Here is a 15,150-nt window from a genome sequence, read left to right as displayed (position 1 = left end):
ATTGACTAACAAAAAAAGCCGGCACCTTTTTTGGCAGTGCCGGCTTTTTACTTCTTACTTCTGATGCTTTCGCAAAAAGTATCCGGTTAGCTGGCTAAGCAAAAAGCGCCAAATGCAAGACGCGCGTTTGTTGAGCAATGAGGCGTACTTACGTACGTCGAAGCAGCGAAATAAACGCAGCAACGCGGCAGTTGGTGAGTTTTTTCGACGCCATCACTTCTGTGCAAAAAACTCTTTTCAATAGCGGGCGTCAGCAAACTCAACCCAGCCGCCGGCAGCAACCAGCGCCTTATCAAAAGAGCTGATGTCAAAATCATACGTTAAGGTTTGACCACCGCCAGTAGCCGTCAATTTTTGCCCTTCCAGATCAACAACCACACTAAGCGGTGCAGTTGCGGACTGGGCAATCAAGGCATCAATGGCCGTTCTGGGCAGCTCAATGGCAAGCATACCGCAATTGAACATATTCTGGCGAAAGATCCGCGCGTAACTTTCGGCGATGATGGTATGGATGCCGTTCACCTCAAAGACCCAGGGCGCATGTTCACGCGAAGAGCCACAACCAAAATTCTCGCGCGAAATAACAACCCTGGCGCCGGCCAGTGCAGTGCCGCCAGGATCAAAACCTTCCAGCTTGAGATCTTCCAGCAGGTAGGGTTTGAGGGCTTCTTTGGTCACCTCGGTCAGGTATTTAGCCGGAATAATTTCATCGGTATTGATATCAGAGCGGTCCAGCACAATGGCGCGACCACCAAATTCTTTCTGCATCAGCTCATCTCCCGCAGGATTAAAGGGTTCTGGCGTCAGTGATAACACCGGTTATAGCTGTCGCTGCGGCCGTGGCGGGGCTCATCAGATGAACCATGCCACCCTTCCCCATGCGTCCGTTAAAGTTACGGTTGCTGGTAGAAGCACAGACCTCCCCTTCAGCCAGCACGCCGTTACTCATGCCCAGGCAGGCACCACAGGTCGGGTTGGTAACACAGAACCCGGCAGCCATAAACACCTGGATAATTCCTTCAGCCAGGGCATCGTTAAAAATTTTCGGGGTCGCCGGTGAGACGATACCGCGCACCGTCGCAGCGACCTGACGACCACGCAGCACGTCGGCGGCCTGACGCAAGTCCTCGATGCGCCCATTGGTACAGGTGCCGATATAGACCTGGTCTACCGGCGTTCCCTGCAACTGGCTCACCGGCTTGACGCAATCGGGCTTGTAACCGTAGGTTACCTGTGGCTCGAGGTTCGACACATCGATATCCACTACCTCGACATAACGGGCATCGTCATCGGAGCACCACTTGCTGAACTCCGCCAAAGCCTCTTCCTTGCCGGCATAGTCGTTCTGGATAAACGGCCAGAGATAATCGACCGTCACCTGATCCGGCATGCAGACCCCCGATGTGCCTCCGGCTTCAATTGCCATATTGCACAGGGTCATGCGCGCTTCCATACTCATCTGGTCGACCACCGCGCCACGGAATTCGATGACCTTATCCGTCGCCCCGTTAACCCCGAGACGGGAAATAACGTAGAGGATAACGTCCTTGGCAAAAACTCCGGCAGGTAACGCACCATCAAGATTAATCCGGATTGTCGCCGGTTCGCGAAATGCGCAAACCCCCTTGAGAATACCCACTTCAAGATCAGTGGTACCGACACCGGCAGCAAAAGCACCGAAAGCCCCGTGGGTGCAGGTGTGGCTATCCCCCATGATGACGGTATGCCCCGGATGGATGAAGCCCTTTTCCGGGAAGAGGGCATGGCAGACGCCATTGTGGCCGACATCAAAGAAATCGGGGATGTCATGACGCCGCGCCCAGTCGCGCAACATCTTGGCCTGGGTTGCGGTCTTGCTGTCCTTGGCCGGGGTGACATGATCGATTACCGCCTTGATCCTGGTGCGATCAAACACGCGATCCTTATCCCGCCAGACCAGATCAGCAATGGCGATTGGCGTGGTGATTTCATGACAGAGAACCCGGTCGATATTCAGAACCTTGGTGCCGGGAAACGGCTCGTCACGTAAATGACTGTCAAATATTTTTTCGGCTAACGTTTTACCCATGTACGCTCCTGTGACATCGTGACCGCTACGCCCTAGAGAGCGGGCTGAGTCCTTTTAGTGTGACTGGCAATTTTATTCAGTGCATTCAGATAGGCTTTGGCACTGGCAACAATAATATCGGGATGAGCCCCCTGCCCCAGCACGTCACGTCCGTCCGCGGTCTGCAGGCGCACGGTACATTCTCCTTGCGCATCGGTACCGCCGGTAATGGCACCGACAGAAAAACTCAAGAGCGGAGCGTTACTTTTGGTCAGTTTCTTGATCGCCTTGAAGGTTGCATCAACCGGCCCGTCACCCATGATCGCGGTCTTTTTCGGTTTACCATTGATTAACAGTTCTACCGTTGCCGTCGGTGCCGCAAAGGAGCCCGAACTCACATTCATCTGCTTTAGTACGAAGGTTTCCGGTACGCGCAATACTTCATCGGCAACAATGGCATCAAGATCCTCGTCAAAGATCTCCTTCTTCATGTCTGCAAGGGTTTTAAAGCGCACAAACGCCTTTTCAATTTCTTCACGGGTCAGATCATATCCCAACTGCTTGAGGCGATCGATGAAAGCATGGCGACCTGAGTGTTTGCCAAGTACCAGTTTGTTCTGATTCAAACCAACCGACTCCGGTGTCATGATTTCATAGGTCGATTTTTCCATCAACACGCCATGCTGATGAATACCGGCCTCGTGGGCGAAAGCATTGGCACCGACAATCGCCTTGTTAGGCTGAACCAGAATACCGGTAATATTGGACAAAAGTTTACTGGTTGGGGTGAGCTGTTCAGTGGTCACATCAGTATAATAGGGCAGAATATCCTGCCGGGTTTTCAGGGTCATGACGACCTCTTCCAGCGAACAGTTGCCGGCGCGCTCCCCAATCCCGTTGATGGTACACTCAACCTGGCGTGCACCGGCCTGCACAGCGGCGAGGGAGTTGGCGACCGCCAGCCCAAGATCGTTGTGGCAGTGAACTGAGATAATCGCATCATCAATATTATCGACGTGCTCTTTTAAATAACGAATGATTTCCGAATATTCGGAAGGAATAGTGTAACCAACGGTATCGGGAATATTCACAGTGGTCGCACCGGCCTCGATCACTGCCTTGATAACCTTGGCAAGGAACGGCAGGCGGGTACGCACTGCATCCTCCGCCGAAAATTCGACATTGGGGGTGTAACCGGCAGCGCGCCTGACGGCAGCAACGGCAGCATCAAGAACCTGCTGCTCACTCATCTTGAGCTTGTATTGCATATGAATGTCGCTGGTCGCAATAAAGGTATGAATCCGTCCTCTGTCGCCGGCATATTTCAGCGCCTCCCAGGCGCGATCGATATCCATATTGTTGGACCGTGCCAGCCCGGCAACCTGGGCTTTTTTGACCGTCTGGGCGACCTTTCTCACTGCCTCAAAATCACCGTCAGAAGCAATTGGAAAGCCCGCTTCCATGACATCAACATTGAGCCTTTCCAACTGTTGGGCAATACGGATTTTTTCTTCAATGTTCATGCTTGCGCCAGGGGACTGTTCACCATCGCGCAAGGTGGTATCGAAAATAATAATTCTATCTGTCTGTGCCATTATGTGCTCCTTGTCAGCATCGATCCTGCAGATATCTGCGGGATGGTTCATTTTTGTTTTTTTTCTGCATAAAAAACCCTATCAGTACTAGCTCACCCAGGTCCGATTCCACGCCGGAACCACCTCCTTTTTCGATGATACAGCAGATATAAAAAAAGCCCTCGCCCCGTGTCTGACAGGGGCGAGAGCTAACAAGCTTCGCGGTACCACCCTGATTCGTCTGTCGCTGCTGCTTGACAGACCTTGTTTCCCCTTTACGCAGGGTCACGGCGGAAACTACTGATCGTTCATCTCCACAGCTCCAAGGCGAGTTCAGCGCTTTTCCGTGCCGGTTCTCAGCACCACCGGCTCTCACGAACGGATGCGACGCCTACTACTCCTCTTCATCGCTTTTACCATTATTTATATAATTTCCTGATTCAACCTAAAAGCCAATGTCAAGTCAAGAAATATTATAAACCGGTACTGACTTTAGCGGTTTTTTCTCCACCATGTCAAGACTCAGGAGGCAAAGAGTCCTGCTGGTGCTTGTTGCGCCGGGAAAAATAATAACTGACCGGACCGGATGCAAGGTAGACCATGCCGATCAAAAACAGCATCACTTCCGGTTTCGCAACGATCAAAATCATCAGCATGATGGACAGCACCAGCATGCGAAACGGCTGGCGTTTGAACAGTTCCGGATCCTTGAAGGAAATATAGGGGACATTACTGACCATGAGAAAAGCCAGTAAAAACACCAGCAGCACCATCGACACCATACGGATCGTGCCGGTTCCACCAAGTTGGTAAAACAACAGCACGCAGGTCGCCACAATACAGGCTGCCGCCGGAATCGGCAGACCAACGAAGCGCCGCGATTCGACCGTGGTCACCTGCACATTAAAACGCGCCAGACGTAAGGCGCCACAGATCACGAAAAGGAATGCTGCCAACCACCCCAACTTGCCATAGGGACGCAAAGCCCAGTCGTAAAGCAGAACCGCCGGTGCAACGCCAAAAGAGATGACATCAGCCAGAGAATCGAGTTCCACGCCAAACTTGCTGGTGGTTCCGGTCAGACGCGCCACCTTGCCATCAAGACCATCAAAGACCGCCGCCAGCAGGATAAACCAGGCGGCTTTGTTGTAATTGCCATCAATGGTTGAGATGATAACAAAGAAACCGGCAAAAATCCCTGCCGCAGTAATCAGGTTCGGCAGTAGATAAACACCCTTGCGCAGATTCTCGCGCTTTTCACTTCGTACTTTTTCTATTTCCATCAGTTAAACCGTCCTAAAATGGTTTCTCCGGCCACCGTCCGCTCACCTAAGGTAATACTGACGTCGATAGTGCCGGGCAGATACAGGTCCACCCGTGAACCGAAACGGATCAGACCATAACGGGCACCGCGTTCAAGCACATCACCAATAACCGGATAAGTGATAATGCGCCGCGCAACCAAGCCGGCAATCTGTACAAACAGAATCTGCGCACCGGCCTGGGTTTCCAGAAGAATTCCGGACTGCTCGTTACTATCGCTGGCCTTATCGTAGGATGCGTTGACGAATTCCCCCTTATTGTAAAACATGTCAACAACCTTGCCCGCGCAAGGAGCCCGGTTGATATGAACATCAAAAACCGACATAAAGATACTGACCTTGGTGACACGAGCATTAAAAAACCGCTCTTCATCGACCTCGCCGACAAAAATCACCTTGCCGTCAGCCGGAGCAATCAACAATCCCTCTTCCTTCGGCACTACGCGCGCCGGATCCCTGAAAAAATAGGCGGTAAAGAGGGTCAAAAACAGCAGTATTAACGTGACGAAGGTCCAACCCAGCAGGGCAAAGACAAGGGTCACAAAGCCGAACAATGCAATAAAGGGATAACCTTCGCGAGCGATAAACTGATCTGATGTGTACATGATACTCCCTGCAAATGATAGATTTTTTGGTTGTTGTTAGCCGCTGACACCCTTGGCACCACGACCAATGACAACCGGCCCGGAGCGCACGACCTCCTTGATTCCCATGGGGCGTAACAGCTCCAATATACCATTGATCTTACCGGGCGCACCGGTAATTTCGATGGTGTAGGTTTTAGGGGTGACATCAATGACCTTGGCACGGAAGATATCGACGATCCGCAACGCTTCGGCACGGCTTTCCGCTTCCGTCGCTACCTTGACCAGTGCCAGCTCCCTGGCAATAAAGTCTTTACTGGTAAAATCGACAACCTTGATGGTTGAAATCAGTTTATTGAGCTGCTTGGTAATCTGCTCGAGAACCCGGTCATCACCTGTGGTAACAATGGTCATGCGCGAGGTATCGGGCTCAAGGGTCGGGGCAACGGAAAGACTCTCGATATTGAATCCCCGCCCCGAGAACAGCCCCGATATTCGTGAAAGTACCCCGAATTCATTTTCAACCAGCACAGAAATTGTGTGTTTCATTCTCGTTCATTCTCCTCTGATGCGTTAAATCACATGTATCTGTTCAGCACCAGGTCGGGAATCCTATGTCAAGGGACGCGATTGTTTCCCGTTGGGTCATCCATGACCGCTTGTTGTCGCCGTCCATGGCGACAAACACCCTTGCCACAGGATCCAAAGGCCCTGCGCGAAGGATATCTGCTGAATAGTTACAATCACATCATCAACAAAGTGAATCAGGACGCCAGCACCATCTCGTGGATTGCCTTGCCGGCGGGCACCATCGGCAGGACATTTTCATCCCGTGAGATATTGAAATTCATCAACACCGGCCCGGGGGTGGCAAATGCTTCTTGAATCACCGCTTCCACCTCATCTACCCGACTGGTATTGAAGCCAATCGCACCATAAGCCTCAGCCAGTTTGACAAAGTCAATCGGCAGTTCCAGAACCGTCTGGCTGTAGCGTTTTTCGAAAAACATCTGCTGCCACTGGCGTACCATTCCCAGATAGTTGTTGTTGAGTATCACGATCTTAACCGGCAACTGGTACTGTACCAGCGTCGCCAGTTCCTGGGAATTCATCTGAAAAGAACCATCGCCGGAAATGTCAATGACCTGACGCTCAGGAAAGGCCACCTGGGCACCAAGAGCTGCCGGCAGGCCAAACCCCATGGTTCCAAGGCCACCGGAAGTCAAAAAGGTACGGGGCTGACTGAAACTGAAAAATTGCGCCGTCCACATCTGGTGTTGACCAACTTCCGTGGCAATAATCGCATCGTCGTTGGAAAGTTCGCGTAGTTTCTGAATCACATACTGAGGCTTGATCACCGTGTCAGAAGGTTGATAGGCTATGGGGTGACGTTCGCGCCATGCGGCGATGCGCGACTGCCATTCCAGCAATTGCTCACGGAATACCCCAAGCTGCTCGGTCTTCTGGTCGAAAGAGGCTTTCAATTTTGTCAAAACATCGAGCAGATCGCCAACAATCGGCAAATCAACAGCAACATTTTTCTTGATCGAGGTCGGATCAATATCAACATGAATAATGCTGGCCTTCTCGGCAAAACTGTCGATACGACCAGTCACCCGATCATCAAAGCGTGAGCCGATGGCAATGAGCAGATCGCACTCAGTAACCGACATGTTGGCGCAGAAGGTTCCATGCATCCCCAGCATGCCAAGGGCCAACGGGTGGCGCTGGGGAAACGCCGACATGGCCATGAGGGTTGTGGCAACCGGAATCTGGGTCAATTCAGCCAGCGCCAGCAGTTCGGCATTGGCACCGGACAGATTAATACCACCGCCGACATACAGAACTGGACGACGCGCCTGCAGGATCATTTTAGCGGCTTTTTCAATCTGCCGGAAATTTCCCGAAGTGGTGGGTTTGTAGCCACGCAGTTCAACCTTATCCGGATAGTTGAACTCCAGCGTAGCCACCTGAATATCCTTGGGAAGATCTATCAATACCGGCCCGGGACGACCGGTGCGGGCGATATAAAAAGCTTCTTTCACGGTTCTGGCAAGATCACGGATATGCTTGACGAGAAAATTATGCTTGGTACAGGGACGGGTAATCCCGCAAATATCGGCTTCCTGAAAAGCATCGTTGCCGATCAACGGGGTGGGTACCTGACCGGTGATAATAACCAGGGGAATGGAGTCCATGTAGGCGGTGGCGATCCCGGTCACCGTATTGGTCGCACCGGGTCCACTGGTGGCAATAACAACACCCACTCGTCCGGTACAACGGGCATAGCCGTCAGCGGCATGCACGGCTGCCTGCTCATGACGGGTAAGAATATGATTGATCGATGAATCGTAAAGGTCGTCATAAATATTGATGACCGCACCCCCGGGATAGCCAAAAACGGTATTCACACCCTCACATTTTAACGACTCGAGCAAGATCTGCGACCCGGTCAGTTTCATTGTTGTCTCTCCTCGGCGGCACATCAGTAAAATAAAACTGTCTCATCAAAAACAGCAAAAAAAAATAATCATTTCCCGGATATTCACTTCCCTCAAGCTATTGACTGGGGCTCATAAGACAGCACCACTGAGCCACTGAGAAGTTCATAAAAAACCAGGTTTTCTCTGCTCTGTGCCTCTAGTGAGCAAAGAGAACGGGTGGTTAAAAGGTTTTTGCCTTTATTGGAGACAAGCGCATAACCAAAAATCAATTTCAGTCGGCGTTGCAGACGGCGCCGGTTGACGCGTTGGTAACAACTTTGGCATAGCGTGCCAACCACCCCGTCTTGATTTTTGGTTCCGGTGCCTGCCATTCACTGTAGCGCTGCTCCAACTCGGCAGGCGAAACCTCAAGGTGCAGGGAACGGGCAGGGATATCGAGCACGATGGTATCACCATCACGCACCAGGGCAATGGGTCCCCCCTGGGCCGCCTCCGGTGAAATATGGCCGATACAGGGGCCGCGGGTACCGCCGGAGAAGCGACCATCGGTGATCAGAGCAACACTGTCGCCGAGCCCTAATCCCATGAGAGTCGCTGTTGGGGCAAGCATTTCACGCATTCCCGGCCCGCCCTTGGGCCCTTCATAGCGAATCACGACAACATCACCGGCGACAATCTCACCAGCCAGCAACGCTGCCATGGCGTCCTCTTCTGAATCGTAGCAACGGGCACGACCGCTAAACTTCATCATTTTGTCCGACACCCCGGACTGTTTGACAATCGCCCCCTGCGGCGCCAGGTTACCTTTTAGGACCGCCAGCCCCCCCTCCGGACGAATCGGAGAAGATACGGGATGCACGACATCCTCGTCAACTGTTGCCACCGCAGCGATCAACTCATGAATGCTCGGCCCAAGCAAGGTAGGATTATCGCTGATCTGCTCACGCAACTGATAAAGCACGGCGAGGACACCCCCAGCCGTGTCGAGATCTTCCATAAAATTGGGCCCACCAGGGTTCATATGGGCTAACTGCGGGGTGGTTTTACCCAACGCGTCAAATAACTCAAGCGGTAGCGGAATCTTTGCCTCATGAGCAATGGCGAGCAGATGCAGAACCGTATTGCTCGAACCACCAAGGGCCAGGTCAACCCGGATCGCATTTTCAAAGGCGGCGCGGGTAAGAATCTGCCGCGGAGTAATCTGATCGCGCACCAGACCGACAATGCGCTCACCTGAAGCAAAAGCAATACGCCGCTTCAACGATGATACGGCACTGGCCGTACCACAGCGGGGCAGGCTCATGCCGAGGGTTTCGGTCAGCACCGCCATGGTATTGGCAGTAAACATCCCTTGACAGGAACCGGCGGTCGGGCAGGCACTCTCTTCACACTCAAAGAGCTGTTTTTCATCAATAATCCCGGCTTTGTATTGCCCCATCGCCTCAAAGGTATCGGTAACAAAGGAAAACCGCCGGCCGTTGCGACCGGCACCGGTCAGGGAGGGACCGGCGGTAACGACAATACAAGGGATGTCGAGGCGTGCAGCAGCCATCAGCATCCCGGGGGTAATTTTGTCGCAGTTGGTCAACAGCACCAGACCATCGAGACGATGGGCTTCGGCGATCGACTCAACCATGTCGGCAATTAATTCGCGCGTCGGCAAGGAATAGTGCATCCCTTTATGCCCCATGGCAATGCCGTCGCAGACTCCGGGAATCCCGAAAATAAAAGAAAAGCCACCACCGCTATGGATCCCCTTTTCAATGAAACGCTCGAGGTCGCGCATCCCGGTATGGCCGGGAATCAGGTCGGTAAAGGATGAAGCGATGCCGATAAAAGGTCGATCCATCTGTTCAGTTGGCACACCGGTACTTTTCAACAATGCGCGATGGGGAGTACGTTCAAATCCCTTGGTAATGGCATCACTTCTTTTGGTCATTTTTTCACCTGTTTTTATGGTCAAAGACAAAAGGTTAAAACTACTATTTATTGAATTGTCATCCTTAAATACAGCAAAGGGTTTAAGCGCTCGCTTAAACCCTTTGCTGTATCAACATAAACCGTACTCTGGAGGCAAAATCAAACGGTAACGGACTGAACGATGGACTCCATTTCATCCTTGCCGATAAGCTTCAGTTTTTTTACCTTGTTTTTTTCGATTTCATCATCTGCAGAAAGGAAGGAGCGTTTTTCGAATTCCTGGAGTTGTTTTTCAAGTAAGATGTGGTTTTCGTAGAGCATACGGAACCTTGGATTGTTATCGATAAGGTTCTGCAAAAGGTTTTGATCAATATCCATAGGAACCTCCACATTGTTGACGTTTATGGGCTTTTGACCTGTCTGAAATTAACCAGATCAGTTGTAAAAAGTCAACACCTAACCCGGCGCTAACCAACATTGTTGCCCTGTTTGTTCAGTTCGGCATCCGACGGTCTGATGTAAGTCGGCACGACCTCTCCGGGTTGCCGGGTCAAACCGTTGCGATAATCCAGCAAAGCCAGGGCAGCAACCCTGGAAGCCTGGATCGGATAACAGCAGGCAGGTGCGATATGTAGCTGTGCATAGCCATGGTGCAAAAGCAGATCAGGATATGCGCCGACCCCATCACCAACCAGGCAGACATCACCCTGCAGCTCAGCCAGAACCCTGTCGGGCGCCATCACCCGGGCTTGATTCAGGGGGCGTGGAAACCCACCCTGCAGCTGAAACTGCTGGGTATAGACTTCCTTTTTTCTGGCATCAATAAACACGCACACCGGCAGGGACAACAGCGGCAGATTCATCGCCACCGCCGCCAGGGATGACACGCTGACCACCGGCAAACTGAGCACCTGGGCCAACCCCTTGATGGTCGCCACGCCGATGCGCAGGCCGGTAAAAGCGCCGGGTCCCGTCACCACGGCAAGCAGATCCAGATCTGCTAAAGTCCAGCCTGCTGTTTTAAGTAGACTGTCGATCTGCGCCAACAGGCTCTGGCTGTGGGTAATGCGCAGATTCAGGGCAGATTCGGCTACCAGCATTTCGGCTTGACACAGAGCAACACTGCTGACTTGCGACGAGGTATCCAGTGCCAGAATCCGCGGATGGTCAACCCTCATCAGATCAACCCCAGAGGCGGATGATGTCGTTGTAAAACGCCAACACCATCAGCAGCAGCAGCATCGCCAGCCCAACCTGCTGCGCCATCTCACGGGCACGCAAGGAAACCGGACGGCGCGTAATCAACTCGTAAAGATAAAAGAGGATGTGGCCACCATCGAGGATCGGAATGGGTAGCAGGTTCAATATCCCCAATTGAATGGAAATAAATGCCAGCACCGTTAAAATAGCGGCGATATCGGTCTGGGCCGCCTGGCCGGCAACCTGGACTACAGTGATAGGTCCACCAATATTTTTTGCCGAGACATTCCCGGTGAAGAGTTTTTGAATAAACACAATAGTTAATTCAATCAGCTCCCGGGTCTTTGCTGCTCCTTCACGAAAAGCAGCAATCGGCCCAAAACGCTTCAATTCGAGTTCGTGCAGCGGCGCAACCCCCAGTAGATAATCACCATCGGTTTCACGCTGTTCCGGGATCATGACAACAGAGAACTCACGGCCATCACGTTCAATCAGGACATCAACCGGGGCCCCTTGCGTTTGTTGAACGAGTGCCCGCAGATCGTACCAGGAATGCACGGCTTGACCATCAATCCGCAGGATGTGATCGCCGATTTGCATTCCCGCCTGGTCGGCTGCCATGCCCGGCGCCGTACCACCGATACGGGCGGCCAGATATGGCATCAGCCCCAGCCCCTGCATCCCTTCCAGACTGTTATTGTTGGCCGGCACCAGCAACTGTATCTGGCGACCATCACGGTCAACGTCAAACAACAGCGGAGAGCCTGCCTCACTGACAAAACGCAGGTTAGCGGCATTCCAATGCTCGATGGGCGTGCGATTAACAGCACTCAGGCAGTCACCAGGCATAAAACCGCCACGCTCGGCATCGGAATCCGGCAGGACATAACCGATACAGGCCGGTTGTTCAACATAGGTCGGCATCTGTACGCCGATCATAAAAGAAACCGGCAGGATCAGTAGCGGCAACAGCAGATTCATCAAGGGACCGGCGCCGACAATCGCCAAGCGTCGTGACACCGGCTTGTTGGCGAAGGATCTGTCCGTATCACCAGCTGCCTCGGAGCTCACTTCCCCTTCTTCACCCGACCCCTCACCCAGCATCTGTACATAACCACCCAGAGGCACCACGCAGATCAGGTATTGCGTTTCGCCATAGCGATACGACACCAGTTTGGGTCCAAAACCGATGGAAAACTTGAGCACCTTGACCCCACAGATTTTGGCGACGGCAAAATGACCAAGCTCATGGACAAAAACCAAAAAACCGAGCATCAAAATGCCGGCAACAACGGTTGTCATGTCAAACCTCCAGCAATAAATTCCCGGGCACGCACACGTGCCCACCGGTCCGCCTGCAATACCCGTTCGACGGTGGTAACCGCTTCCGGAACATGGCAGGCCATCACCCGCTCAATCAGCTCAGGGATGCCGGAAAAAGGGATCTGCTCGTTGAGAAACGCCGCTACAGCGACTTCGTTGGCCGCATTCATCACCGCCGGTAATGTTCCTCCTGACTCGAGGGCCTGATAGGCTAACGCAAGGCAAGGAAAGCGTTGTAAATCCGGTGAAGAAAAGGTCAGCTTGCCGATCTGACACAGATCAAGGCCGGGCTGATTCAAAGGGAGTCGCTGCGGCCAGGACAGGGCATAGGCAATGGGTGTTTTCATATCCGGCACACCAAGCTGGGCGACCACCGAGCCATCGACGTATTCTACCATGGAATGAACAATGCTTTCCGGATGGATATGAACATTGATCTGCGCTGCCGGCACGTCGAACAGCCAGTGCGCTTCAATAACTTCCAGACCTTTATTCATTAGGGTGGCAGAATCGATGGTGATTTTTTTGCCCATACTCCAGTTGGGATGAGCCAGGGCTGCAGTCGGGGTAATGTGACTGAACTCTGCGGCCGGCAACTCACGAAACGGACCACCGGAAGCGGTTAAAATCAGACGGCGAATATCGCCGTGGCGGTGACCGGCCAGGGCCTGAAAAATCGCCGAGTGTTCACTGTCCACCGGCAACAAGTTCACACCCTGTAACCCGGCTTCTTCGATGATCAGATCACCAGCCATCACCAGGGTTTCCTTGTTAGCCAGGGCGATATCTTTCCCGGCCTGTAATGCCGCCATGGTGGGCACCAATCCGGCGGCACCCACCACAGCAGCAACCACCATATCAGCCTCAGCCAGGGTGGCGCACTGAATCATTCCTTCGACACCACAGCAGACTTCAATGTTCAGGTCATTCAGACGCTCCCTGACGCTTTTGGCATCCTGGTCATTGATTACTGACACCACCGCGGGCAGAAACTTTCTCGCCTGCGTGCAGAGCAGATCAAGATTGGCACCCGCCGTCAACGCGACAATCTGGTACGCGTCAGGAAATTCTTCAACAATCTGCAAGGTACTGACCCCAATGGACCCGGTCGAACCCAGAACAACAAGCTTTTTCATCCCTCTCCCTTAACCAGCGAAGCATCCGCGGGCAACATAATAAACCAGCGGAAAAGCAAACAGCAGACTATCGAGGCGGTCGAGCATCCCTCCGTGGCCGGGGATCATATTCCCCGAATCCTTCACCTCACAGGCCCTTTTGAGCATCGACTCAAACAGATCACCGATCTGACCTACAATACCTAACAGGAAACCGACGGCGACAACCGGCCAGAAGCCAATGGCTGAAAAAAACACGAATTTTGCTATCAAGGCCCCCAACACCGCGCCGAAAACGCCGCCAACGGCTCCTTCAATGCTTTTGTTGGGGCTGATCAGGGGATAGAGCTTGCGCTTACCGACACGGCTGCCAACGACATAAGCGCTGGTGTCGCAGCACATGATAACGACCAGGGTAAGAAATATCCACTGTCGCCCGTCATCGAGCACGCGCAACGGTACCAGATGCCCCATCAGCAGGGCGATGTAGATAAGGCCCAGACAGATCCAGCCGAAATGGTGATGAACTCGGACGAGGGTTCCTGGACGCAGCAGAAAAAACAGGGCCAGAACCAAAAAAACCACTACCAGGTAGACAGGCAGCAATGCCGGTTGCTGGAAAAAAAACAGGGGGACGACGCCGGCACCAGCCGCTGCGGCAAACCACTGGATAAAAATCTGCTCCTGCTTCATCCCCATCCGATTGAATTCAACCAGCGCCAGAAAGACAGTCAGGGTAACAAAGAGGGTAAAAAATGCCGGTGAGGCGAAACCAAGCAGCAGGATCAACAGTGGCAGCGCAACGGCGGCAGTAATCAGACGTTGTTTAATGATCGGTCTCCTTTACCAAGGCATTATTTGCCTTAGAACTGCAGTTGTTCGTCGGTCAAGCCGAAGCGGCGCCGGCGCTGACAGTAATCGTCAAACGCTTTATTCAGTTCTTCAAGATTGAAGTCCGGCCACAACACGTCGGTGAAATAAAGTTCCGTATAGGCAGCCTGCCACAGTAGAAAATTACTGATCCGCATTTCACCGCTGGTTCTGATCATCAGATCTGCCGGCGGCATGTCAGCGAGGTCGAGACAGGCGGCAAAAGTCTCCGCGTTCAGCCCGTCAGGATCCAGACTACCAGCTTGAACCTGAATAATAATGCGCCTGACCGCCCGCAGAATTTCATCGCGGCCGCCATACGACAGGGCAAGGACCAGGGTCAGTCCCTGACCGGCAGATGTTACCCGCACTGCCTCGGCAAGTGCTTGCTGCACCCCTTGCGTCATGCGCGAAAGATCACCAATAACCCGCAGACGAATACCATTGTCGAGCATTTTCTGCCGCTGTGAAGTCAGATATTCGAGAAGCAACAGCATCAACGCATCGACTTCCTGGCGGGGGCGTCCCCAGTTTTCGGAACTGAAGGCGAACAGGCTCAAATAGTCCACACCTTTGCGAGCACAGGCATCGACCACCTCAGTCACTGCATCCACCCCCTGCTGATGACCGGCAATCCGCGGCAATCCACGCTGTCGTGCCCAGCGCCCATTGCCGTCCATAATGATGGCGACATGGGCGGGGACGTTGTTAGTTTCAGCTTCTGATGTGCTCTGTATCATTTAGGCTGGAT

General features: G+C 52.9%; 15 protein-coding genes and 1 other annotated feature. Of the genes, 1 reads left to right on the top strand and 14 read right to left on the bottom strand.

Annotated elements, in window-relative coordinates:
* Positions 1-237 precede the first annotated feature (237 nt).
* The 6 genes from leuD to ilvN all read right to left on the bottom strand — a co-directional run bounded on the left by leuD (position 238) and on the right by ilvN (position 6,076).
* Positions 238-768: a 3-isopropylmalate dehydratase small subunit gene (gene leuD, locus AC6F7T_RS13085; RefSeq protein ID WP_500719527.1), complete on the bottom strand. Its 531-nt coding sequence runs from the start codon at positions 766-768 to the stop codon at positions 238-240.
* Positions 769-787: 19 nt separating this feature from the next.
* Positions 788-2,068, bottom strand: a complete 1,281-nt coding sequence (locus tag AC6F7T_RS13080; RefSeq protein ID WP_500719525.1) for an aconitase/3-isopropylmalate dehydratase large subunit family protein — start codon at positions 2,066-2,068, stop codon at positions 788-790.
* A 32-nt stretch (positions 2,069-2,100) separates the two neighbouring features.
* Positions 2,101-3,642 (bottom strand): 2-isopropylmalate synthase, encoded by a 1,542-nt coding sequence (locus tag AC6F7T_RS13075; RefSeq protein ID WP_500719523.1) that lies wholly within the window; start codon positions 3,640-3,642, stop codon positions 2,101-2,103.
* 174 nt (positions 3,643-3,816) lie between these two features.
* Positions 3,817-4,038 (bottom strand) — a binding site (T-box leader).
* A 98-nt stretch (positions 4,039-4,136) separates the two neighbouring features.
* Positions 4,137-4,904 carry a CDP-diacylglycerol--serine O-phosphatidyltransferase gene (pssA, locus tag AC6F7T_RS13070; RefSeq protein ID WP_500719521.1) on the bottom strand — a complete coding sequence of 256 codons (768 nt, stop codon included), beginning with the start codon at positions 4,902-4,904 and terminating at the stop codon, positions 4,137-4,139.
* A complete protein-coding gene (locus AC6F7T_RS13065; RefSeq protein WP_500719519.1) occupies positions 4,904-5,548 on the bottom strand; it encodes a phosphatidylserine decarboxylase family protein in 645 nt (214 codons plus the stop codon). The genes pssA and AC6F7T_RS13065 overlap by 1 nt, the downstream gene beginning before the upstream one ends.
* Positions 5,549-5,584: 36 nt before the next feature.
* Positions 5,585-6,076, bottom strand: a complete 492-nt coding sequence (gene ilvN, locus AC6F7T_RS13060) for an acetolactate synthase small subunit (protein WP_500719516.1) — start codon at positions 6,074-6,076, stop codon at positions 5,585-5,587.
* Positions 6,077-6,141: 65 nt separating this feature from the next.
* On the opposite strand from ilvN, the gene AC6F7T_RS13055 reads away from it, so the two are divergent.
* Complete coding sequence (locus AC6F7T_RS13055) at positions 6,142-6,264, top strand: hypothetical protein (RefSeq protein WP_500719514.1); 123 nt, start codon at positions 6,142-6,144, stop codon at positions 6,262-6,264.
* 27 nt (positions 6,265-6,291) lie between these two features.
* Here the strand turns inward: AC6F7T_RS13055 and ilvB are convergent, their stop codons facing one another.
* The 8 genes from ilvB to uppS form a co-directional block, all read right to left on the bottom strand.
* Positions 6,292-7,989 (bottom strand): biosynthetic-type acetolactate synthase large subunit, encoded by a 1,698-nt coding sequence (gene ilvB / locus AC6F7T_RS13050; RefSeq protein ID WP_500719512.1) that lies wholly within the window; start codon positions 7,987-7,989, stop codon positions 6,292-6,294.
* Between the two features lie 253 nt (positions 7,990-8,242).
* Positions 8,243-9,910, bottom strand: coding sequence for a dihydroxy-acid dehydratase (gene ilvD, locus AC6F7T_RS13045; protein WP_500719510.1), 1,668 nt, complete (start codon positions 9,908-9,910; stop codon positions 8,243-8,245).
* Between the two features lie 140 nt (positions 9,911-10,050).
* The gene (locus tag AC6F7T_RS13040) at positions 10,051-10,269 is read right to left on the bottom strand and encodes a hypothetical protein (protein ID WP_500719508.1); all 219 of its coding nucleotides are present in this window, start codon (positions 10,267-10,269) and stop codon (positions 10,051-10,053) included.
* 89 nt (positions 10,270-10,358) lie between these two features.
* On the bottom strand, positions 10,359-11,069 hold the full coding sequence (gene tsaB / locus AC6F7T_RS13035; protein WP_500719506.1) for a tRNA (adenosine(37)-N6)-threonylcarbamoyltransferase complex dimerization subunit type 1 TsaB: 711 nt from the start codon (positions 11,067-11,069) through the stop codon (positions 10,359-10,361).
* 4 nt (positions 11,070-11,073) lie between these two features.
* Positions 11,074-12,393, bottom strand: coding sequence for an RIP metalloprotease RseP (gene rseP / locus AC6F7T_RS13030; RefSeq protein WP_500719504.1), 1,320 nt, complete (start codon positions 12,391-12,393; stop codon positions 11,074-11,076).
* Complete coding sequence (locus tag AC6F7T_RS13025) at positions 12,390-13,550, bottom strand: 1-deoxy-D-xylulose-5-phosphate reductoisomerase (protein ID WP_500719502.1); 1,161 nt, start codon at positions 13,548-13,550, stop codon at positions 12,390-12,392. Before AC6F7T_RS13025 ends, rseP begins: the two co-directional genes overlap by 4 nt.
* 9 nt (positions 13,551-13,559) lie before the next feature.
* A complete protein-coding gene (locus AC6F7T_RS13020) occupies positions 13,560-14,345 on the bottom strand; it encodes a phosphatidate cytidylyltransferase (protein ID WP_500719528.1) in 786 nt (261 codons plus the stop codon).
* 47 nt (positions 14,346-14,392) lie between these two features.
* Positions 14,393-15,139 (bottom strand): undecaprenyl pyrophosphate synthase, encoded by a 747-nt coding sequence (gene uppS, locus AC6F7T_RS13015; RefSeq protein WP_500719500.1) that lies wholly within the window; start codon positions 15,137-15,139, stop codon positions 14,393-14,395.
* Positions 15,140-15,150: the final 11 nt, after the last annotated feature.

The sequence above is a fragment of the Pelovirga sp. genome (genome assembly GCF_059864205.1).
This window is presented reverse-complemented; position numbering and strand designations above follow the sequence as displayed.